This window comes from Micromonospora sp. DH13, from assembly GCF_020873825.1.
Classification (GTDB): Bacteria; Actinomycetota; Actinomycetes; order Mycobacteriales; family Micromonosporaceae; genus Micromonospora; species Micromonospora haikouensis.
Window position 1 is genome coordinate 20,490 of record NZ_JAHWGR010000038.1, and the last position, 20,550, is coordinate 41,039.

Annotated in this window: 15 protein-coding genes; 10 read left to right on the plus strand and 5 right to left on the minus strand. The window is 73.9% G+C overall.

What is annotated here, in order from left to right; translation table 11 throughout:
- The first annotated feature begins 118 nt into the window (after positions 1-118).
- The 3 genes from LPA42_RS27815 to LPA42_RS27825 all read left to right on the plus strand — a co-directional run bounded on the left by LPA42_RS27815 (position 119) and on the right by LPA42_RS27825 (position 4,344).
- Positions 119-2,164 carry an FAD-dependent oxidoreductase gene (locus LPA42_RS27815; protein WP_077936567.1) on the plus strand — a complete coding sequence of 682 codons (2,046 nt, stop codon included), beginning with the start codon at positions 119-121 and terminating at the stop codon, positions 2,162-2,164.
- A 90-nt stretch (positions 2,165-2,254) separates the two neighbouring features.
- The gene (locus LPA42_RS27820) at positions 2,255-2,650 is read left to right on the plus strand and encodes a helix-turn-helix transcriptional regulator (protein ID WP_077936568.1); all 396 of its coding nucleotides are present in this window, start codon (positions 2,255-2,257) and stop codon (positions 2,648-2,650) included.
- Positions 2,647-4,344 carry a SulP family inorganic anion transporter gene (locus tag LPA42_RS27825; RefSeq protein ID WP_077936569.1) on the plus strand — a complete coding sequence of 566 codons (1,698 nt, stop codon included), beginning with the start codon at positions 2,647-2,649 and terminating at the stop codon, positions 4,342-4,344. Before LPA42_RS27820 ends, LPA42_RS27825 begins: the two co-directional genes overlap by 4 nt.
- A 563-nt stretch (positions 4,345-4,907) precedes the next feature.
- Here the strand turns inward: LPA42_RS27825 and ilvD are convergent.
- On the minus strand, positions 4,908-6,755 hold the full coding sequence (ilvD, locus tag LPA42_RS27830) for a dihydroxy-acid dehydratase (protein WP_077936570.1): 1,848 nt from the start codon (positions 6,753-6,755) through the stop codon (positions 4,908-4,910).
- Positions 6,756-6,866: 111 nt separating this feature from the next.
- Here ilvD and LPA42_RS27835 point away from each other — a divergent pair, with 111 nt between their 5' ends.
- The 5 genes from LPA42_RS27835 to serA all read left to right on the plus strand — a co-directional run bounded on the left by LPA42_RS27835 (position 6,867) and on the right by serA (position 14,853).
- A complete protein-coding gene (locus LPA42_RS27835) occupies positions 6,867-9,314 on the plus strand; it encodes a bifunctional diguanylate cyclase/phosphodiesterase (protein WP_096761594.1) in 2,448 nt (815 codons plus the stop codon).
- 193 nt (positions 9,315-9,507) lie between these two features.
- Positions 9,508-11,388 (plus strand): acetolactate synthase large subunit, encoded by a 1,881-nt coding sequence (locus tag LPA42_RS27840; RefSeq protein ID WP_077936572.1) that lies wholly within the window; start codon positions 9,508-9,510, stop codon positions 11,386-11,388.
- A 2-nt stretch (positions 11,389-11,390) separates the two neighbouring features.
- Positions 11,391-11,906, plus strand: a complete 516-nt coding sequence (gene ilvN / locus LPA42_RS27845; RefSeq protein WP_043962263.1) for an acetolactate synthase small subunit — start codon at positions 11,391-11,393, stop codon at positions 11,904-11,906.
- A 68-nt stretch (positions 11,907-11,974) separates the two neighbouring features.
- Complete coding sequence (gene ilvC, locus LPA42_RS27850) at positions 11,975-12,988, plus strand: ketol-acid reductoisomerase (RefSeq protein ID WP_043962264.1); 1,014 nt, start codon at positions 11,975-11,977, stop codon at positions 12,986-12,988.
- A 266-nt stretch (positions 12,989-13,254) separates the two neighbouring features.
- Positions 13,255-14,853, plus strand: a complete 1,599-nt coding sequence (gene serA / locus LPA42_RS27855; RefSeq protein ID WP_043962265.1) for a phosphoglycerate dehydrogenase — start codon at positions 13,255-13,257, stop codon at positions 14,851-14,853.
- 135 nt (positions 14,854-14,988) lie between these two features.
- Here serA and LPA42_RS27860 read toward each other — a convergent pair whose 3' ends face one another.
- Together LPA42_RS27860 and LPA42_RS27865 are read right to left on the minus strand one after the other, a co-directional pair.
- Entirely contained in the window at positions 14,989-15,345 is a 357-nt protein-coding gene (locus LPA42_RS27860) for a hypothetical protein (RefSeq protein WP_176734050.1), read from the minus strand.
- A gap of 348 nt (positions 15,346-15,693) precedes the next feature.
- Positions 15,694-16,569 (minus strand): FAD:protein FMN transferase, encoded by an 876-nt coding sequence (locus tag LPA42_RS27865; protein ID WP_077936574.1) that lies wholly within the window; start codon positions 16,567-16,569, stop codon positions 15,694-15,696.
- 226 nt (positions 16,570-16,795) lie between these two features.
- Between LPA42_RS27865 and LPA42_RS27870 the strand changes: the two genes are divergently transcribed.
- A complete protein-coding gene (locus LPA42_RS27870; protein WP_077936575.1) occupies positions 16,796-17,827 on the plus strand; it encodes a 3-isopropylmalate dehydrogenase in 1,032 nt (343 codons plus the stop codon).
- Positions 17,828-18,000: 173 nt separating this feature from the next.
- Entirely contained in the window at positions 18,001-19,095 is a 1,095-nt protein-coding gene (locus tag LPA42_RS27875; protein ID WP_077936576.1) for a branched-chain amino acid aminotransferase, read from the plus strand.
- Between the two features lie 143 nt (positions 19,096-19,238).
- Here the strand turns inward: LPA42_RS27875 and LPA42_RS27880 are convergent, their stop codons facing one another.
- Both LPA42_RS27880 and LPA42_RS27885 read right to left on the minus strand, forming a co-directional pair.
- Entirely contained in the window at positions 19,239-19,979 is a 741-nt protein-coding gene (locus LPA42_RS27880) for a tyrosine-protein phosphatase (RefSeq protein ID WP_077936581.1), read from the minus strand.
- 97 nt (positions 19,980-20,076) lie between these two features.
- On the minus strand, positions 20,077-20,535 hold the full coding sequence (locus tag LPA42_RS27885) for a hypothetical protein (protein ID WP_077936577.1): 459 nt from the start codon (positions 20,533-20,535) through the stop codon (positions 20,077-20,079).
- Positions 20,536-20,550: the final 15 nt, after the last annotated feature.

Sequence of the window (20,550 nt, forward strand, 5' to 3'; positions counted from 1 at the left end):
AGGGGCCCCTCCAAACACCCCGCAGGCGCTTGACAGCGGCCGAGTGCATGCACGAGAGTCGATGCGTTCCCGAGGTGCGGCGGCGCGCGCCTTTCCCTTTCCCCGAAGGGCCTGCGCGATGCCGCTCTCGTTCGACCGTCGCCACCTGCTGCGCCTCGGCGGCGTCACCCTCCTCGTCGCCGCCCCCGCCACCGGTCTCGGCCTGCCAGTCCAGGCCGCCGCCGGCCCCGGCCTGCCCGCCCTCGCCGCCGCCACGGTCACCGCCGACCTGGTCGTCTACGGCGCGACCTCGGCGGGGATCATGGCCGCCGTGCAGATGCGCCGGCTGGGGCGCACCGCGCTGATCGTGGAGCCGGGCGGCCACGTCGGCGGGCTGACCACCGGCGGCCTCGGCTACACCGACAGCGGCACCAGCGCCGCCATCGGCGGCCTCGCCGGGGAGTTCTACCGCCGGGTCCACGCGAAGTACGCCGGCACGGCCGTCACCCCCACCTCGCCGATGCGGCTGGTCTTCGAGCCGCACGTCGCCGCCGCCGTCTTCGCCGACCTGCTCGCCGAGCACGCGATCCCGGTCTACCTCGACGCCCGGCTCGCCTCCGTGACCCGCGCCGGCGACCGGCTCACCGGCCTGGCCACCGACGACGGGCGGCTCTTCGCGGGCGGGATGTTCGTCGACGCCACCTACGAGGGCGACCTCATGGCGGCGGCCGGGGTGTCGTACACGGTCGGCCGGGAGGCCAACTCGGTGTACGGCGAGACGATCAACGGGGTGCAGCTGCGCGGGGCGCACCAGTTCACCCTGCCCGTCGACCCGTACGTGGTGCCGGGCAACGCCGCGAGCGGCCTGCTCCCCGGCATCTCCGCCGCCCCCGTCGCGCCCAACGGCACCGGCGACGACCGGATCCAGGCGTACAACTTCCGGATGTGCCTCACCCGGGCCGCCGACCGGATCCCGTTCCCGAAGCCGGCCGGCTACGACCCGGCCGACTACGAGCTGCTGCTGCGCTACGTGCAGGCCGGCTACACCGGCCCGTTCTTCACCACCCAGAGCGTCGGCGGCGGCAAGACCGACTCCAACAACACCGGGGCGTTCTCCACCGACTTCATCGGGGCCAGCCACGGGTATCCGACGGCCACCTGGGCGCAGCGGCAGACGATGGTGGCCGAGCACCGGGCGTACCAGCAGGGTCTGCTGTGGTTCCTGGCCAACGACCCCCGGCTGCCGGCGTCGGTCCGGGCCGACACCGCCGCCTGGGGCCTGGCCGCCGACGAGTTCACCGCCACCGGCGGCTGGCCACCCCAGTTGTACGTCCGCGAGGCGCGGCGGATGCTCGCCGACTACGTGATGACGGAGCGGGACTGCCGGGGCGCGGTGCGGGTCGCCGACTCGGTCGGCCTGGCCAGCTACACGATGGACTCGCACAACTGCCAGCGGGTGGTGGTGAACGGGGTGGTGAAGAACGAGGGCGACGTGCAGGTGGGGGTGCCGGGGCCGTACCCGGTCAGCTACCGGTCGATCGTGCCCGCGCAGGGGCAGTGCGCCAACCTGTTCGTCCCGGTCTGCCTGGCGGCCAGCCACATCGCGTACGGCTCGATCCGGATGGAGCCGGTGTTCATGATCCTCGCCCAGTCCGCCGCGACGGCGGCGAAGCTGGCCCTGGACGCGGGCGTGCCGGCGCAGCGGGTCGACGTCGGCGCCCTCCAGGCCCGGCTGCGCGCCGACGGGCAGATCCTCACCTGGCCGTCCGCCACCGAGGGCGAGATCGTGGTCGACAACCGTTCGGCCGGGGTGACCCGGGCCGGGGTCTGGGTGGGCAGCACCCAGGTCGGCGGCTACTACGGCACCGACTACGAGCACGACGGCAACACCGGCAAGGGCGTCAACCGGCTGCGGTTCACCCCGGCGCTGCCGGCCGCCGGCACGTGGACGGTCCACCTGCGCTGGACGGCCGATCCGAACCGGGCGAGCAACGTCCCGGTGGACGTGGCGCACGCCGGGGGCGTGACCACCCGCACGGTGGACCAGCGCGGCTCGGGCGGGCAGTGGGTGTCGCTCGGGGCGTACGAGTTCGCGGCGGGCTCGGCGGGCAGCGTGCTGATCCGCACGGAGGGCACCGACGGGTACGTGGTGGCCGACGCGGCCCGGTTCGTCCCGGCGGCCTGACCGGGGCGCGGGGTGTCCCGGCTCACGACTTGAAGACTTCTGCAAGTGGTAAAGTCTTCATGTATGGGTCGTCGAGCCGGGAGTCCCCAGGTGTCCGTGCCGCTGTACCAGGCCAAGGCCGAGCTGTTCCGCACCCTCGGGCACCCCGTGCGCATCCGCGTGCTCGAACTGCTCCAGGACGGGCCGAAGCCCGTCCGCGACCTGCTCGCCGTCATCGACGTCGAGGCGTCCAACCTCTCCCAGCAGCTCGCCGTGCTGCGCCGCGCCGGCATGGTCGCCTCCCACCGCGACGGCCCCCTGGTCATGTACTCCCTCAGCACCCCCGACGTGGCCGACCTGCTGGCCGCCGGGCGGCGCATCCTCGGCGCGGTCCTCACCGACCGCGACGCCCTCCTCGACGAGCTGCGCGCCGACTCCGTGCCGGCTGCCGGCCCGGCTCCGGCCGCCAGCGGGGAGACCGGCTCGCGGCCCGGTGCGGGCCGGTGAGCGCCGCCACAGCCGCGACAGCCGCCACTGCCGCGACCGCCGCCGTCCGCGACCGCGTCCTCGGCCTGCTGCCCGGCCGCGCCGACTGGCACGCCGTACGCCGCTCGCCCCGCCGCGACCTGCTCGCCGGCCTCACCGTCGCGATCGTCGCCCTGCCGCTGGCCCTCGCCTTCGGCGTCACCTCCGGGCTCGGCGCGCAGGCGGGGCTGGTCACCGCCGTCGTCGCCGGTGCCGTGGCCGCCGTCTTCGGCGGCTCCAACCTCCAGGTCTCCGGCCCTACCGGCGCGATGACCGTGGTGCTGGTGCCCGTGGTGCAGCAGTTCGGCCCGGCCGGGGTGCTGATGGTCGGCGCGATGGCCGGCCTCGTGCTGATCGCCCTCGCGCTGGCCCGCCTCGGCCGGTACGTCCGCTACCTGCCCACCCCCGTCATCGAGGGCTTCACCGCCGGCATCGCCGTGGTCATCGCCCTGCAACAGGTGCCCGCCGCGCTGGGCGTCACCGACGCGCACGGCGACCGGGTGTGGGCGGTGGCCGCCGACGCGGTCGCCCGGTTCGTCGTACACCCCCGGCCGGCGGCCCTCGCGGTGGCCCTCGGCGTCGCGGCGCTGATGCTGCTCGGCGGCCGCTGGCGGCCCGGCGTGCCGTTCTCCCTCCTCGGGGTCGCCGCCGCGACGATCCTCGCGGAGGCCGTGCCGGTCGACCTGGTCCGCATCGGCGCCCTGCCGCAGGGGCTGCCCGCGCCGTCGCTGGGCTTCCTCGACCCCGGTGCGGTCGGCGTGCTGCTGCCCTCCGCGCTCGCCGTCGCCGCCCTCGCCGCGCTGGAGAGCCTGCTGTCGGCCACCGTCGCCGACGGGATGACCGTCGGCGAACGGCACGACCCCGACAAGGAGCTGTTCGGGCAGGGGCTGGCCAACCTCGCCTCCCCGCTGTTCGGCGGCATCCCCGCCACCGCCGCCATCGCCCGCACCGCCGTGAACGTGCGCGCCGGTGCGTCGTCGAAGCTGGCCGCGCTGACCCACGCCGTCGCGCTCGCCGCGATCGTGCTCGCCGCCGCGCCGCTCGTCGGCCGCATCCCCCTCGCGGCGCTCGCCGGGGTGCTGCTCGCCACCACCGTACGGATGGTCGAGGCCGCCTCGCTCCTGGCGCTGGCGCGCGCCACCCGGGGCGACGCGCTGGTGCTCGTGCTCACCTTCGCCGTCACCGTGATCTGGGACCTGGTGACCGCCGTGGCCGTCGGCATCGCCGTCGCGATCGTCATCGCCCTGCGCGCGGTGGCCCGCAGCGCCAGGCTGGAACAGGTGCCCCTCGACCGGGGCGAGCACAGCGCCGAGGAACACGCGCTGCTCGACGAGCACATCGTGGCGTACCGGCTGGACGGGCCGCTCTTCTTCGCCGCCGCGCACACCTTCCTGCTCCAGCTCTCCGACGTCGCCGACGTGCGGGTGGTCATCCTGCGGATGTCCCGGGTGTCGGCGCTGGACGCCACCGGGGCACACGTGCTGGGCGACGCCATCCGGCGGCTGCGCGGCCGGGGCATCGTGGTGCTGCTCTCCGGCATGACGCCGGGACACGACCAGGTGCTCGACGCGCTGGGGGTGGCCGACGAGCTGCGCCGCGACGGGCTGGTCTTCCCGGACACCCCGGCGGCCATCGCGTACGCGCGCGGCCTGCTCCGGGGCGCGCCCACCGCCTGAGCGCCGCGCCGCCTGAGCGGCGCGTCATGTCGGGGAGGTGGCGGTATCCCGCGCCCAGGACACCCCCATTTCCCCGACATGATGTTGATCAGCCCTCGGGTGGCCGACGAACTGCACTGCCACGCCAGGCCCACGCCGGTCGCCGCCACCGTGGTCACCGCCGCGAGCGTGGCCACCGCCAACGACCTCGCCACCTGTCACCCAGGCGCGCGGCGAACCCTCCGCCGCACGAGCAGAGTCCTGAATCAGCCCCTGCCGTCACGATCCGTCGGGCGCGCTCCAGGGCGCTCGGCGAATCGAGTTGGGCGCGGAGCCCGAGCATGCGCAACGCCGTGATGAGCGGCAATGCCGCCGCGACCGTCGTCGTCGAGGCCGGCCAGCGGCCGGACGGTCGCTTCCACAAGTGTGGATCGTGGACAGTTGCCGTTCGCCGCGTGCGGGAACTGTCCACGATCGGCCACGGCCGACGTGCTGCAGGCACCCGGGCCTGCCCGGGCGGGGAACGCCGGGTGGTGAGAAGGGGCCCCTTCTATACGCCAGGCGTTAACAAGGGGCCCTTCCTTCTACTCAGGCACGCGGCGGTAGGCGCCGTCGCTGGCCGACGTGGCCATCGACGCGTACGCGCGCAGCGCCGCCGACACCGGGCGCTGCCGGTCGGCCGGCGTGTACGGCTTGGGGCGCTTCTCCTGCGCGATGCGCCGCGCCTCCAGCACGTCGTCGGGCACGTTCAGCTCGATGGACCGGCCCGGGATGTCGATGACGATCTCGTCGCCGGGCTCGACCAGGGCGATGAGGCCGCCGGAGGCCGCCTCGGGGGAGACGTGCCCGATGGACAGCCCGGAGGTGCCGCCGGAGAACCGGCCGTCGGTGAGCAGCGCGCAGGAGCGGCCCAGCCCCCGCCCCTTGAGGAACGAGGTCGGGTAGAGCATCTCCTGCATGCCGGGGCCGCCCTTCGGGCCCTCGTAGCGGATCACCACCACGTCGCCGGCGACGATCTCCTTGGCCAGGATCGCCGTGACGGCGTCGTCCTGCGACTCGTAGACCTTGGCCGGGCCGCGGAAGGTCAGGCACTCCTCGGGCACGCCGGCGGTCTTCACCACGCACCCGTCCGGGGCGAGGTTGCCGTGCAGGATGGCCAGCCCGCCGTCGGCGCTGTACGCGTGCTCGCGGTCCCGCACGCAGCCGCTGGCCGCGTCGGTGTCCAGCGTCGACCAGCGGTTGGTGGTGGAGAACGGCTCGGTGGTGCGCACCCCGCCGGGGGCGGCGTGGAACAGCTCGATCGCCTCCGGGGTGGCGGAGCCGCCGCGCACGTCCCAGTCGGCGAGCCACTGGGCGAGGGTGGGGGAGTGCACGGCGTGCACGTCGCGGTGCAGCAGCCCGGCGCGGTCCAGCTCGCCGAGGATGGCGGGGATGCCGCCGGCGCGGTGCACGTCCTCCATGTGGTAGTTCGGGGAGTTCGGCGCGACCTTGGCCAGGCAGGGCACCCGGCGGGAGACGGCGTCGATGTCGGCGACGGAGAAGTCCAGCTCGGCCTCTCTCGCGGCGGCGAGCAGGTGCAGGATCGTGTTGGTGGACCCGCCCATGGCGACGTCGAGGGCGACGGCGTTCTCGAACGCGGCCCGGCTGGCGATCTGCCGGGGCAGCACGGAGGCGTCGTCGCCGTCGTACCACCGCTTGGCGATCTCCACGACGGTGCGCCCGGCCTCGACGAACAGCGACCGGCGGGCGGCGTGGGTGGCCAGCGTCGAGCCGTTGCCGGGCAGGGCCAGGCCGATGGCCTCGGTGAGGCAGTTCATCGAGTTGGCGGTGAACATGCCGGAGCAGGAGCCGCACGTCGGGCAGGCGGACCGCTCGATCTCGCCGAGCTGGTCGTCGGTGACCGCCTCGTTGGACGAGGCGATCATCGCGTCGATCAGGTCGATCTTGGAGTGGACGATCCCTTCGATGGCCACCGTCTTGCCGGCCTCCATGGGGCCGCCGGAGACGAAGACGGTGGGGATGTCGAGCCGCAGCGCGGCCAGCAGCATGCCCGGCGTGATCTTGTCGCAGTTGGAGATGCAGACCAGGGCGTCGGCGCAGTGCGCGTTGACCATGTATTCGACGGCGTCGGCGATCAGCTCGCGGCTGGGCAGCGAGTAGAGCATGCCGCCGTGGCCCATGGCGATGCCGTCGTCCACGGCGATGGTGTTGAACTCGCGGCCGACCCCGCCGGCCTCCGCGACCGCGTCGGCGACGAGGCCGCCGAGGTCCTTGAGGTGTACGTGGCCGGGGACGAACTGGGTGAAACTGTTGGCGATGGCGACGATCGGCTTGCCGAAGTCGTCGTCGGTCATCCCGGTGGCCCGCCAGAGGGCCCGGGCGCCGGCCATCGTCCGACCGTGGGTGGAGGTCCTCGACCGCAGCTCAGGCATGGGTACCAGTCTTGCACCGCCGGAGGGGCAACCGCCGGGGCGCGGCCCCGTGTCCCAACAGATGCACACCCGGCCCCCCATGGGCGGCGGGCATCCGGCACAGTTGGGAGCGTGCACTTCCCCCCGGGCATGATCGCCGTCGTGGTGCTGAGCGGCCTTGTCGCCGCCGGCGCGACCGCCCTGTTGGTCGCCTCCGCCCGGCGGGGTGGCCGCCAGTGCGGGCGGGCCGCCGGGCTGGTCGCCGTGGCGGGGGGCTTCGCGGTGGCCGGCCTCGCGGTCGGGCTGGCCGTGGCGCTGACCGGCGAACACCTGGCCCACCGGCAGGGGCAGCGCACCGGCTGGGCCACGCTGGTCTCCGCCGGGGTCGCGGCGAGCGCGCTCGCCTTCGGCGCGGGCCTGCTGCGGCTGCCCGGCGCGGGGGCGACCCGCGCGGCGACGGCCCGCCTCATCCTCGACAGCGTGACGATGGCCACCGCGCTCTGGTTCGTGGGCTGGGTGCTCTTCTCCGAGCCGACCCGGCTGCTCGGCGCCGCCACCCCGATGGCCTGCGCGCCGATCCTGCTGGCCACCGTCAGCGTCGCGCTCACCGCCGGGCTCACCCTGATCGTGCTCCTGCGCGCCGCCCGGCCCCGCCGCCGGTTGGCCCTGCTCGGCACCGGGATCACGGCGGTGACCTCCGGCGGGCTCGGCATCGCCGGCGGGCTCTGCCAGGCCGTGCCGGGCATGGTGCTGGCCGGCGCCGCGCTGCTGGCGGCGGGGCTGTTGACCGCCGCGCTGGTCGTGCGCCGGGCCGACCCGCCGGGGCAGCTCGACGTCGACCTGATCGGCTCCGACGGCGCGTACGCCTTCGTCCCGATGGGCGCGATGGCCGCCTCCGCGATGTACCACCTGATCCAGGGCGGCCGGTTCGACGCGCTGGGCATCGTCGCCGGCAGCCTGGAGGGCTTCGCCCTGGTGGCCCGGCAATACCTGGCCCTGCACGACGTGCGCCGCTACGCGGGCCGGCTGGCCGAGCGGGAGGCGCACTTCCGCGAGCTGGCGCACACCGACCCGCTGACCGGCCTGGCCAACCGGCGGGGGCTGCTGCGCGCCCTGCACCAGGCCACCGGCTCCGGCGACCCGTGCGTGCTGCTCGGGCTGGACCTGGACGGCTTCAAGAACGTCAACGACATGCGCGGGCACGACGTGGGCGACGAGGTGCTGGCGGAGGTCGGCCGGCGGCTGCGCGGCAACCTGCGCCCCGACGACCTGGCCGCCCGGCTCGGCGGGGACGAGTTCGCGGTGCTCGTGCCGGGCCGCCCGGTCGAGGCGGGGCGGATCGCCGAGCGGCTGCTGGGGGTGCTCGGCGACCCGTACGACCAGCCGGGCGGGCCGGTCTTCCTGTCGGTGAGCATCGGGGTGGCCGGGCTGCCCGACGAGCCGGACACGGAGCTGCTGCTGCGCCACGCCGACCTGGCCCTGCGCTATGCCAAGCAACGCGGCAAGAACCGGATCGAGCACTACGACGGCGCGTACGACAAGTTGCTGCGCCGCCGCACGACGCTGGAGCACGAGCTGCGTGGGGCGATCGAGCGCGACGAGCTGCGGCTGGTCTTCCAGCCGGTGGCGTCGCTGCCGTCGGTGCGCCCGGTGGGGGCGGAGGCGCTGCTGCGCTGGCACCACCCGGAGCTGGGCCACGTGCGCCCGGACGAGTTCATCCCGCTGGCCGAGGAGTGCGGGATGATCGCCAAGCTCGGCGCGTGGGTGCTGCACCAGGCGTGCTACCAGCTCTCCCGTTGGCTGGCCGACGGGCACGACGTCTGGGTGTCGGTGAACGTCTCGCCCCGGGAGCTGCACGCCCCGGAGTACGTGGTCCAGGTCGCCGACGCGCTGCGCGCCCACCACGTGCCACCGCAGCGGCTGGTGCTGGAGGTCACCGAGCACGCCGTCGCCACCGACCTCGACGAGCTGATCCGGCGGCTGACCGCGCTGCGGCGCACCGGCGTCCGGATCGCCCTCGACGACTTCGGCGCGGGATATTCGTCACTCGGCCAGCTCCGCCGGCTGCCGATCGACATCCTCAAGATCGATCACGGGCTGGTGGCCGAGCACGAGCCGGTCCGTCCGGCCGGCGCGGACGGGCCGCCCTTCGCCCCGATGGTGGACATCGTGATGCGCCTGGGGCACCAGCTCGGGCTGGAGGTGATCGCCGAGGGGGTGACCAATCCCACCGAGCTGGCCGCCGTGGTCGCCGCCGGCTGCCGGTTCGGCCAGGGCGCGCTCTTCGGTTGGGGGGTGCCGGCCGAGCACCTGGAGGCGATGCTGGAGGCCGCGACGTCGCCCGGGGCCCGCCGGTCCCCGGCCCCGGTGTCGGCACCGGCGGCCCCGCCGGCCCCGGTGCGGCCGGCGCGCCTGCCCGCGCAGCGCGCCGACTGGGACGGGTCCGCCCCGCGGGCCGACTGGGACGGGTCCGCGCAGCTCGCGGGGGGTGCGGGTGGCGCGTCGGGGCAGGACGCGCCGACGTCCGTTAACCAAAATGTGGGATCAGTTGACTCATCGCGTGAGATGCGGCAGGCTTGACCGCATGTCGTCGAACCGGTCTCCGCGAGTACTTACCTGAGCGCACTCTCCGTCGTCGAGAGTGCGCTGGCCCCGTGCATGTCTGCACGAGGGCCGTTTTTATTGCCATCGGACCCATCGCATCGGTGCGGGCACCCGCCCGCGTCGCACGCTTGCAGAGCACCAGCCACTCCAGCCGAAGGCCTGAACCGCAATGACGAGACCCACGCCAGAGACACTCGCCCACTCCGCCCGCCGGGCCCGCGCCGGTGCCGAGCCCGCGACCGACGCCGCGGCGACCGGCCGCGCCGCCGCCGTCCCGGCCGCCCCGGCCGTACGGCAGCCCGAGCCGGTCCAGCTCTCCGGGGCCGGTTCCCTCGTGCGGTCCCTTGAGGCGCTCGGCGTCGACGTCGTGTTCGGCATCCCGGGCGGGGCGATCCTGCCGGCGTACGACCCGCTCTACGACTCCACGGTGCGGCACATCCTGGTCCGGCACGAGCAGGGCGCCGGCCACGCCGCCACCGGTTACGCCCAGGCCACCGGCCGGGTCGGCGTCTGCATGGCCACCTCCGGCCCGGGCGCGACGAACCTGGTCACCCCGATCGCCGACGCGTACATGGACTCGGTGCCGATGGTGGCGATCACCGGCCAGGTCGCGCGGCCGTCGATCGGCACGGACGCCTTCCAGGAGGCGGACATCCAGGGCATCACCCTGCCGATCACCAAGCACAACTTCCTGGTCCAGACGGCCGAGGAGATCCCGCGGGTGCTCGCCGAGGCGTTCCACCTGGCCTCGACGGGCCGCCCCGGCCCGGTGCTGGTCGACATCCCCAAGGACGTCCTGCAGGCGCAGACCACCTTCTCCTGGCCCCCGACGCTGGACCTGCCCGGCTACCGGCCGACCCTGCACCCGCACGGCAAGCAGATCCGCGAGGCGGCCCGGCTGATGACCAGCGCCCGCCGGCCGGTGCTGTACGTCGGCGGCGGCGTGCTCAAGGCCGGGGCCACCGAGGGGCTGCGCCGGCTGGCGGAGCTGACCGGCATCCCGGTGGTCACCACGCTGATGGCGCTCGGGGCGTTCCCCGACTCGCACCGGCAGCACCTGGGCATGCCCGGCATGCACGGCACCGTGGCGGCCGTCTACGGCCTGCAGAAGGCCGACCTGATCGTGGCGCTGGGGGCCCGGTTCGACGACCGGGTGACCGGCAAGCTGGACTCCTTCGCCCCGGACGCGACGATCGTGCACGCCGACATCGACCCGGCCGAGATCGGCAAGAACCGGCACGCGGACGTGCCGATCGTCGGCGACGCCAAGCACGTGATCGAGGAGCTGATCGCGGCGGTCACCACCGAGCGGGCCGCCGGGCGACCGGCCGACCTGGGCGACTGGTGGACCCAGCTCGACGACCTGCGCGAGCGCTACCCGCTGGGCTACGAGGAGCCGGCCGACGGCACCCTCTCCCCGCAGTACGTGATCGAGCGGCTCGGCAAGATCGCCGGCCCGGACGCGGTCTACGTGGCCGGCGTCGGGCAGCACCAGATGTGGGCGTCGCAGTTCATCTCGTACGAGAAGCCGGGCACCTGGCTCAACTCCGGTGGCCTCGGCACGATGGGCTACGCGGTCCCGGCCGCGATGGGGGCCAAGGTCGGGCGGCCGGACACGGTGGTCTGGGCGATCGACGGCGACGGCTGCTTCCAGATGACCAACCAGGAGCTGGCCACCTGCGCGCTGGAGGGCATCCCGGTCAAGATCGCCGTGATCAACAACGGCAACCTCGGCATGGTCCGGCAGTGGCAGACGCTGTTCTACAACGAGCGCTACTCCAACACCGAGCTGGGCACCCACAAGCACCGCATCCCCGACTTCGTCAAGCTCGGCGAGGCCCTCGGCTGCGTCGGCCTGCGCTGCGAGAACGCCGCCGACGTCGACAAGACCATCGAGGCCGCGATGGCGATCAACGACGCCCCCGTCGTGATCGACTTCGTGGTCGGCAAGGACGCGATGGTGTGGCCGATGGTGGCCGCCGGCACCAGCAACGACGAGATCATGTTCGCCCGCGGCGTCCGCCCGGCCTTCGACGAGGACGACATCTAACCATGACGATGCACACGCTTTCCGTGCTGGTGGAGAACAAGCCGGGCGTCCTGGCCCGGGTCTCCGGGCTGTTCTCCCGGCGCGGCTTCAACATCGACAGCCTCGCCGTCGGCGAGACCGAGAACCCGGACGTCTCGCGGATCACCATCGTGGTCAACGCCGAGTCGTCCCCGCTGGAGCAGGTCACCAAGCAGCTCAACAAGCTGGTCAACGTGCTCAAGATCGTCGAGCTGGACCCGCAGGTCTCGGTCGCCCGGGAGCTGCTGCTGGTCAAGGTCCGCGCCGACCGCGCGGCACGCAGCCAGGTGCTGGAGACGGTCAACCTGTTCCGCGCCCGGGTCGTCGACGTCGCGCCCGACACGCTGACGATCGAGGCCACCGGCACCCCCGACAAGCTGGACGCGCTGCTGCGCGACCTCGAACCGTACGGAATCAAGGAGATGGTCCAGTCCGGGACGGTGGCGATCGGGCGCGGCTCGCGCTCGATCACCGCGGGCCCGGCCCTGCGGGCCGCCTGATTCCCCGCACCACCGACCGCACAAGCCACGACGGGCCATACCCGGGCCGCCGTACGAAAGGGAAGTCAATGAGCGTTGAGGTGTACTACGACGACGATGCCGACCTCGGCCTGATCCAGGCCAAGAAGGTCGCGGTGATCGGGTACGGCAGCCAGGGCCACGCCCACGCGCTGTCGCTGCGCGACTCCGGCGTCGACGTGGTGATCGGCCTGCCGGCGGGCTCGAAGAGCCGGCCCAAGGCCGAGGAGCAGGGCCTGCGGGTGCTCACCCCGGCGGAGGCCGCGGCCGAGGCCGACGTGATCATGATCCTGGCCCCGGACACCGCGCAGCGCGGCCTCTACACCGAGGCGATCGCCCCGAACCTGGCCCCGGGCAAGGCGCTCTTCTTCGGCCACGGCTTCAACATCCGGTACGACCTGATCAAGCCCCCGGCCGACGTGGACGTGGCGATGGTCGCCCCGAAGGGCCCGGGTCACCTGGTCCGCCGCCAGTACGTCGACGGCAAGGGCGTGCCCTGCCTCGTCGCCGTCGAGCAGGACGCCAGCGGCACCGCGTTCGCCCTGGCCCTGGCGTACGCCAAGGGCATCGGCGGCACCCGGGCGGGCGCGATCAAGACCACCTTCAAGGAGGAGACGGAGACCGACCTGTTCGGCGAGCAGGCGGTCCTCTGCGGCGGCGCGGCGGCGCTGGTGCAGACCGGCTTCGAGGTGCTCACCGAGGCGGGCTACGCCCCGGAGATCGCCTACTTCGAGTGCCTGCACGAGCTGAAGCTGATCGTCGACCTGATGTACGAGGGCGGCATCGCCCGGATGCGCTACAGCGTCTCCGACACCGCCGAGTACGGCGACCTGTCCCGGGGCCCGCGCGTCGTCGACGCCCGGGTCAAGGAGGAGATGCGCAAGATCCTGTCCGAGGTGCAGTCGGGCGAGTTCGCCCGCGAGTGGATCGCCGAGGACGACAACGGCCGCCCCAACTTCGCCAAGTGGCGGGCCGAGGGCGCGGCGCACCCGATCGAGGCGACCGGCCAGAAGCTGCGGTCCATGATGAGCTGGGTCGACCGGCCGATCACCGAGACCGCCTGAGCACTGCCCGCACCGCGGCGACCCGCCCGACGCTCTCCCCGGCGTCGGGCGGGTCGCCGTGTCATTTCACCCAGCCTTAACACCCTTGACATGTCGGGTTTGTGAGGGCACTCACCCCAGCGTCCGGGGCACGCCGGGCGGCCCGCGCCCTACGATCGCGGGTAGGTGCGTAGCCGGCACCTGACGGCCATGGCACGAACCAGCGCAGGGCGCAGCGCGGCGCCCCGTCGCCCCGGCCGACCGCCATACGACCTCTACGAGGACCGATGAATCCTGTCGTACTGATCGCCGAAGAACTCGCCCCCGCCGCCATCGAGGTGCTCGCCCACGACTTCGACGTCCGTCACGTCGACGGCACCGACCGCCCGGCCCTGCTCTCCGCGCTCTCCGAGGCCGACGCGGTGATCGTGCGCAGCGCCACGCAGATCGACGCCGAGGCGATCGCCGCCGCCCCGCGGCTGAAGGTGGTCGCCCGGGCCGGTGTGGGCCTGGACAACGTCGAGGTGCCGGCCGCCACCGCGCGGGGCGTCATGGTCGTCAACGCCCCCACCTCCAACATCGTCTCCGCCGCCGAGCAGGCCGTCGCGCTGCTGCTCGCCGTGGCCCGCAACACCGCCAGCGCCAGCGCCGCGCTCAAGGCCGGCGAGTGGAAGCGGTCCAAGTACACCGGCGTCGAGGTGCAGGGCAAGACCGTCGGCGTCGTCGGCCTCGGCCGCATCGGGGTGCTCTTCGCGTCCCGGATGGCCGCCTTCGGCACCCGGCTGATCGCGTACGACCCCTACATCCAGCCGGCCCGCGCCGCCCAGCTCGGCGTGCGCCTGGTCGGGCTGGAGGAGCTGCTGCGGGAGAGCGACTTCATCTCGATCCACCTGCCGAAGACCCCGGAGACCGTGGGCCTGATCGGCGAGAAGGAGCTGGCGATCGTCAAGCCGGGCGTGCGGATCGTCAACGCCGCCCGGGGCGGGCTGGTCGACGAGCAGGCCCTGGCCGACGCGATCGCCGAGGGCCGCGTCGGCGGCGCGGGCGTCGACGTGTACGCCAAGGAGCCGTGCACCTCCTCGCCGCTGTTCGCCTTCGACAACGTGGTGGCCACCCCGCACCTGGGCGCGTCCACCGCCGAGGCGCAGGACAAGGCCGGCCTCGCCGTGGCCAAGAGCGTGAAGCTGGCCCTGCAGGGCGAGTTCGTGCCGGACGCGGTCAACGTCCAGGCCGGCGGCGTCGTCGCCGAGGACATCCGCCCGCTGCTGCCGTTGGCCGAGAAGCTGGGCCGCGCGTTCACCGCCGTGGCCGGCGGGGTGGCCGCCAGCGTCACCGTCGAGGTGCGCGGCGCGGCCGTCGCCCACGACGTGTCGGTGCTCAAGCTCGCCGCGACCAAGGGGCTGTTCAGCTCGGTGGTCGAGGAGCAGGTCACCTACGTCAACGCGCCGCACCTGGCCGCCGAGCGGGGCGTCGAGGTCAACCTGGCCAGCCAGGCCGAGACGACCGACCACCCGACCCTGGTGACGGTCCGCGGCGCGCTGCCCGACGGCCGCACCGTCAGCGTCTCCGGCACGGTCGCCGCGGCGGGCGCCCGCGACGTGCTGAAGCTGACCGAGGTGGACGGCTTCGACGTGGAGATCGGCGCGGAGGGCATCCTGCTCTTCCTGCGCTACGTGGACCGTCCGGGCGTGGTCGGCACCGTCGGCACGCTGCTCGGCGAGGCCGGCATCAACATCGCCGCGATGCAGGTGGCCCGCCGGGAGGCCGGCGGCGAGACCCTGATGACCCTCACGGTCGACCAGGCCCTCGGCGCCGACCTGCTCACCTCGGCGGCCGACTCGATCGGCGCGACCTCGGCCAGCGCCGCCGACCTGCGCGACGAGTAGCATCCGTCCATCGTGGACCGTCGCGCACGGTCCACCTGGGACGACCGCGGGGCCCGGCCGAATCGGCCGGGCCCCGCGTCGTGTCGTACCGCGTCGGATCAGATCGTGTCGGGTCGGTTCAGCGGACGGGCCGGTTCAGCGCCGGGTGCGCGCGGGCGGCGGATAGACCGAACCGTCCTGGTAGTCGAAGAGCATCAGGTCGTACTCGCCGGCCAGCCGCTCGATGTCGAGCAGCACCTGGTCCTCGCAGGCGGGGTTGAGGTTCATCTCGATGTGGTCGTTCGCCGCGTGCAGCGGCGCGACCTCCCACGGGGTACCCGGGCCGGCTGGCCGGTCGGGATACCTGGCCGTGATCGCCCGGTAGAAGGCGACGACCCGCGGGTCCGGGTAACGTTCGCCGTGCTGCCCCTGCCGGCACCGTTGCACCGCTGCCCGCACGTCCGCGGGCGTGGCCCCGTCCGGGAGGGCCCACACGCTCAGATCGAAACTCACGGCGGACAGCGTGCCATCTTGTGGCCGGGAAGTCACCGCGACCCCACCGCAGGTCAACCGCGAATCTTCCGACCGTCCCCCGGAGACGGTCCGCTGTGGAGACTCTTGCGTCGAGTTGCGTCGATTCGCTAGCGTACTCGTGCGGTCACTGGCTGAGTTCGGTCGTCGGCCCGTCTTCGGGTGGCGTGGTCTGACCTCGGGCCCGGCCGGTCCCGCACCCCTCGATTGCGCGAGCCACGCGCACTCGTCGCTGATCGGCCCCCACGGTCGTTGCCGAGACCGTGGGGGCCGATCGCCGACCACCCGGCGGCCGGGATGCGAAGGCCGGCCGGTGCGGATGGCGTGCGCTCAGCGTCGGCGGTGGGCGAACAGCGCCCGGTAGTCCGATCCGTTGCGGAACCAGGCCAGCCCCGCGGGGCCGGCGGCGTAGAGCGCGGTGGCGTAGGCGTCGGCCACCGCCAGGTCCGGGCCGATCACCGTGGCCGCGTCGAGCTGGTCGGCCGGCTCCCCGGTGTGCGGGTCGACCACGTGGCCCCGCCGGCCGGTCACCCCGGAGGTCCCCACCGCACCGGCCGTCATCTCCAGCGCCAGCGGGGCGCGCCGGGGGTCGGTCGGGTGGTGCACCGCCACCCGCCACGGGCCGCCGTGCGGGGCGTGGCCGCGCACGACGAGGTCGGCGCCGGTGAGCACGGCGTAGTCGTGGATGCCGGCGGCGCGCAGCCGGGCCGCGGCCCGCTCCACCGCCCAGCCGCCGAGCAGGCCGCCCGGGTCGAAGCCGCCGGGCACCGCCCACGCGTCGAACCAGCCGTCGGTGGCCGCCCGCATCGCGGCGCACCGGTCGACCAGGTCGGCCAGCGGCGCGTACGACTCGGGGCTGATCTCTCCCCGGCGCAGCCGGGAGACCAGGCTGTCGGGGCGGGTCGGGCCGTAGGTGAGGTCGACGGCGCGCAGTTCGGCGACGGCGTCGGCCAGCGCCGCGCCGACCCCGCGCCGGCCCAGCCAGCTCGGGGCGTTGAGCAGCAGCGAGTATTCGGCGGTGCCGGTCCGGACGGTGTGCTGCACGGCGATCCGGTCGACGGCGGCGCCGCCGGCGGCGTCGAGGCGGTGGCTGCGGGTGCCCAGCCGCAGGTCGGGGCGGCGGCTGGCGAAGGCGGACTGGTCGACCCAGCGGGTGCGCGGCTGCTGGTCGACCCAGCGCTGCCGGGGTTGCTCGTCGATGCGCATCGCTGCCGCTCCTTCGCTGACGGCGCCGCAGCACCGCGGCGACCACCCGTCCGGGCCCCCGTGACCCGTTCGCCACCGACTCTATGCAGGGAAGTTGACCGCACCATGAATCCCACCTGGGAGCCTGCTGTGCATCCCGCTTTCCCGAATTGTGGAAGGCTCGTACCGGGAGGCGGGACGGGGCCGTACCGTTGGGCGAAGACGACGAGGCGAGGGAGCTGAGGACGTGGCACGCATCGCGGTGGTGGCCGGTGACGGAATCGGACCCGAGGTGGTCGCGCAGGCCCTCAAGGTCGTCGACGCCGTGCTCCCCGGGGTGGAGACCACCGCCTACGACCTCGGCGCGGCCCGCTACCACCGCACCGGCGAGGTGCTGCCGGAATCGGTGCTGACCGAGCTGGCCGGGCACGACGCGATCCTGCTCGGGGCCGTCGGCGACCCGACCGTCCCGCCGGGCGTGCTGGAGCGGGGCCTGCTGCTCAAGCTCCGCTTCGCCTTCGACCAGTACGTCAACCTGCGCCCCTCGCGGCTGTGGCCCGGCGTGGCCGGCCCGCTGGCCAACGTCAAGCCCGGCGAGGTCGACCTGGTCGTGGTCCGCGAGGGCACCGAGGGGCTCTACGCCGGGGCGGGCGGCTCCCTGCACCGGGACACCCCGGCCGAGGTGGCCACCGAGGAGAGCCTGAACACCCGGCACGGCGTGGAGCGGGTCATCCGCGACGCGTTCGCCCGGGCGTCGCGCCGCGAGCGGCGCAAGGTGACCCTGGTGCACAAGACCAACGTGCTGACCCACGCCGGGTCGCTGTGGGCCCGCGCCTTCGAGGCCGTGGCCGCCGAGCACCCCGACGTCGCCACGGAATACCAGCACGTCGACGCCGCCGCGATGTTCCTGGTCACCCAGCCCCAGCGCTACGACGTGGTGGTCACCGACAACCTCTTCGGCGACATCCTCACCGACATCGCCGCCGCCGTCACCGGCGGCATCGGGCTGGCCGCCAGCGGCTGCATCAACCCGTCCGGGGCGTACCCGTCGATGTTCGAGCCGGTGCACGGCTCCGCGCCGGACATCGCCGGCCAGGGCGTCGCCGACCCGGTCGCCGCCGTGCTCTCCGCCGCCCTGCTGCTCGACCAGCTCGGGCACGCCGAGGCCGCCGCCCGGGTCACCGCCGCCGTCGGCACGGAGCTGGCCAACCGGGGCGCGGGCGTACCGTTGCGCACCGCCGAGGTAGGCGACCGGCTCGCCGGCTACGCGGTGGCCTGAACGACCGGGTAGCCGTCGCGCACCCGGCGGCCGGCACCGCCGGCACCCCTGTCAGAAGCCACCGCCCGTCGGTTGGCGCTACCCGCTGAACGAGCGTTCGGGGTAGGTTTCTGGCAGCACTTTCCTCCGGCGTGCGGTCCCGCGCGCCGTCGTTCCCCAGGGAGGCACGCGCGATGAGCGGTGGTGACATGCTCGACTTCGAGATCCGTCCGAATCCCACGCCGGTATCCGCCGTCGAACGGGCGGCCCTGCTCGCGGCCCCGGGGTTCGGCCGGGTCTTCACCGACCACATGGTCACGATCCGGTACGCCGAGGGCAAGGGCTGGTACGACGCCCGGGTCGAGGCGCGCGGGCCGATCCCGATGGACCCGGCCTCCGCCGTGCTGCACTACGCGCAGGAGATCTTCGAGGGGCTGAAGGCCTACCGGCTCGCCGACGGGTCGATCACCATGTTCCGGCCGGAGGCCAACGCCGCCCGGTTCGTCGACTCGGCCCGCCGGATGGCGATGCCGGAGCTGCCCCCGGAGCTGTTCGTCGACTCGCTGCGCCGGCTCGTCGACATCGACCGGGACTGGATCCCGGAGGGCGACGGGGCCAGCCTCTACCTGCGCCCGTTCATGATCGCCAGCGAGGTCTTCCTCGGCGTCCGGCCGTCCAACGAATACCTCTACGTGGTGATCGCCTCCCCGGCCGGGTCGTACTTCTCGGGCGGGGTCAAGCCGGTCACGGTCTGGGTCTCGCCGGACTACACCCGCGCCGCCCCCGGCGGCACCGGCGCGGCCAAGTGCGGCGGCAACTACGCCGCCTCGCTCGCCGCCCAGGCCGAGGCGATCGAGGCCGGCTGCGACCAGGTCGTCTTCCTCGACGCGGTGGAGCGCCGCTACGTCGACGAGCTGGGCGGGATGAACGTCTTCTTCGTCTACGACGACGACACCCTCGTCACCCCGCCGCTGACCGGCACCATCCTGCCCGGCATCACCCGGGACGCCCTGCTCACCCTGGCCGCCGAGGCCGGCCACCGGGTCGAGGAGCGGCCGGTCAGCTTCGCCGACTGGGAGGCCGACGCGGCCAGTGGCCGGCTGCGCGAGGCGTTCGCCTGCGGCACGGCGGCGGTGATCACGCCAATCGGCCGGGTCAAGTACCCCGACGGCGAGTTCGCCGTCGCCGACGGCGGGCAGGGCCCGGTGACCACGGCGTTGCAGCAGCGGCTGGTCGACATCCAGCGCGGCCGGGCCGCCGACCCGCACGGCTGGGTGACCCGCCTGTAGGTGCAAGGAAGGGCCCCTTCTTAACGCATTCTGTAGAGGAGGGGCCCCTTCTTAACTCCGCCGGGCAGCCCGACGGGGCGGGCGAGGCGGGCGAGTGAGCTGGCGGGCCGGGTAGGCCGGGCTGGTGAGCTGGCGGGGCGCGCTCACTCCAGCAGGTGGTCGCGGAGCGCGGCGAGCTGGGCGTCGGTGACGCCGGCGTGCCGCAGGTAGCCCTCCGCCGAGCCGTGCCCCTCCCGCAACTCCGCCAGGAACAACGTCATCGCCTCGGCGGGCGAGGCCAGGTAGGGCGCCGGCAGTTCCCGGGCGTCCGGCATGGTGGCGGCCACCCAGGCGCTGAACCGCTGCGACGCCTCGGTGCTCAGCGCGTAGTCGGCCGCGATGTCGGCGTCGCTCACACCCAGCGCCGACAGGGTCAGCGCGCAGACGATCCCGGTGCGGTCCTTGCCGGCCACGCAGTGCACGACGACCGGCTCGGCGGCGCTGTCGGCGATCAGCCCGACCGCCTCGGCGAGCCCGGCCGCGCCGGTGCCGGCGAGGGCGGCGTACCGGTCGGCGAGGAAGCGGGCGAGGCTCGAACCGGGCTCGTACTGCGCCTCCGCCCAGTCGACGTGCTCGGGATGGATGTGCCGGTAGGCGAGCCCGGGCAGCTCCGGGACCCTGCCGTCCCGGGCCACCTCGGTCGGGCGGCGCAGGTCGATCACGGTGCGCACGCCGAGGGCGGCGAACGCCTCCCGGTCGGGGCCGTCGATGCGGTGCGGGGAGTCGGAGCGGTAGAGCCGCCCCCAGCGGACCGCACGCCCGTCGCCGGTCGGGTAGCCGCCGACGTCGCGGAAGTTGAACAGGGCGGTGAAGGGGATCCTGCGCTTGTCCTCGGTCGCGTCCACGCTGACACCGTAACGGTCGGTGGGCCGGAACCCCACCGGCCGTTACGGCGAACGGCGGCCGTCACCGTGAGCGCCGGCCGCTGCGGCGGACGGGGGCTCAGCGCGCGGTGCCCGGGGGCAGGTTGCCGTAGCTCTCGTCGTAGTAGCCGCCGAGCCGGTCGCGGAACGCCGGGTCGCTGTGGCTGTCCTCGTCGTACTCGGGGGCGGCCTTGATCTGGTCGCGCTCCCGGTCGACGTACACGGTGCGGGCGTCGTGGTCGACGTGGTTGACCGTGCCGGCGGGCAGCATGACCTTCCTGCCGAAGATCCAGGGGCCGGTGTCGACCACCAGGTAGCTGCCGCCGACCTCGTGGCTCGCGCTGTCGATCTTGCCGACGCCGCCGTCGGTGGCCTCGACGTGGTAGCCGACGAGGTCGGCGTCGGCGACCGAGGGCCGGTCGCGGTAGCTCCACGGGTCGAACGCCCCGGCGGGGGCGCCGCCGGCGATCGCGCCCTGGTCGCCGTGCCGCATCGGGTCGGGCGTGCCGGTGGCGGCGTGCGGGTCGAGCCTGTCCATGGGTGCTCCTGCCCC

Coding starts and splice junctions, on each gene's coding strand:
- ilvN (WP_043962263.1), top strand. CDS start 11,391: ATGACGATGCACACGCTTTCCGTGCTGGTGGAGAACAAGCCGGGCGTC.
- ilvC (WP_043962264.1), top strand. CDS start 11,975: ATGAGCGTTGAGGTGTACTACGACGACGATGCCGACCTCGGCCTGATC.
- LPA42_RS27885 (WP_077936577.1), bottom strand. CDS start 20,535: ATGGACAGGCTCGACCCGCACGCCGCCACCGGCACGCCCGACCCGATG.
- LPA42_RS27875 (WP_077936576.1), top strand. CDS start 18,001: ATGAGCGGTGGTGACATGCTCGACTTCGAGATCCGTCCGAATCCCACG.
- LPA42_RS27815 (WP_077936567.1), top strand. CDS start 119: ATGCCGCTCTCGTTCGACCGTCGCCACCTGCTGCGCCTCGGCGGCGTC.
- serA (WP_043962265.1), top strand. CDS start 13,255: ATGAATCCTGTCGTACTGATCGCCGAAGAACTCGCCCCCGCCGCCATC.
- ilvD (WP_077936570.1), bottom strand. CDS start 6,755: ATGCCTGAGCTGCGGTCGAGGACCTCCACCCACGGTCGGACGATGGCC.
- LPA42_RS27865 (WP_077936574.1), bottom strand. CDS start 16,569: ATGCGCATCGACGAGCAACCCCGGCAGCGCTGGGTCGACCAGCAGCCG.
- LPA42_RS27840 (WP_077936572.1), top strand. CDS start 9,508: ATGACGAGACCCACGCCAGAGACACTCGCCCACTCCGCCCGCCGGGCC.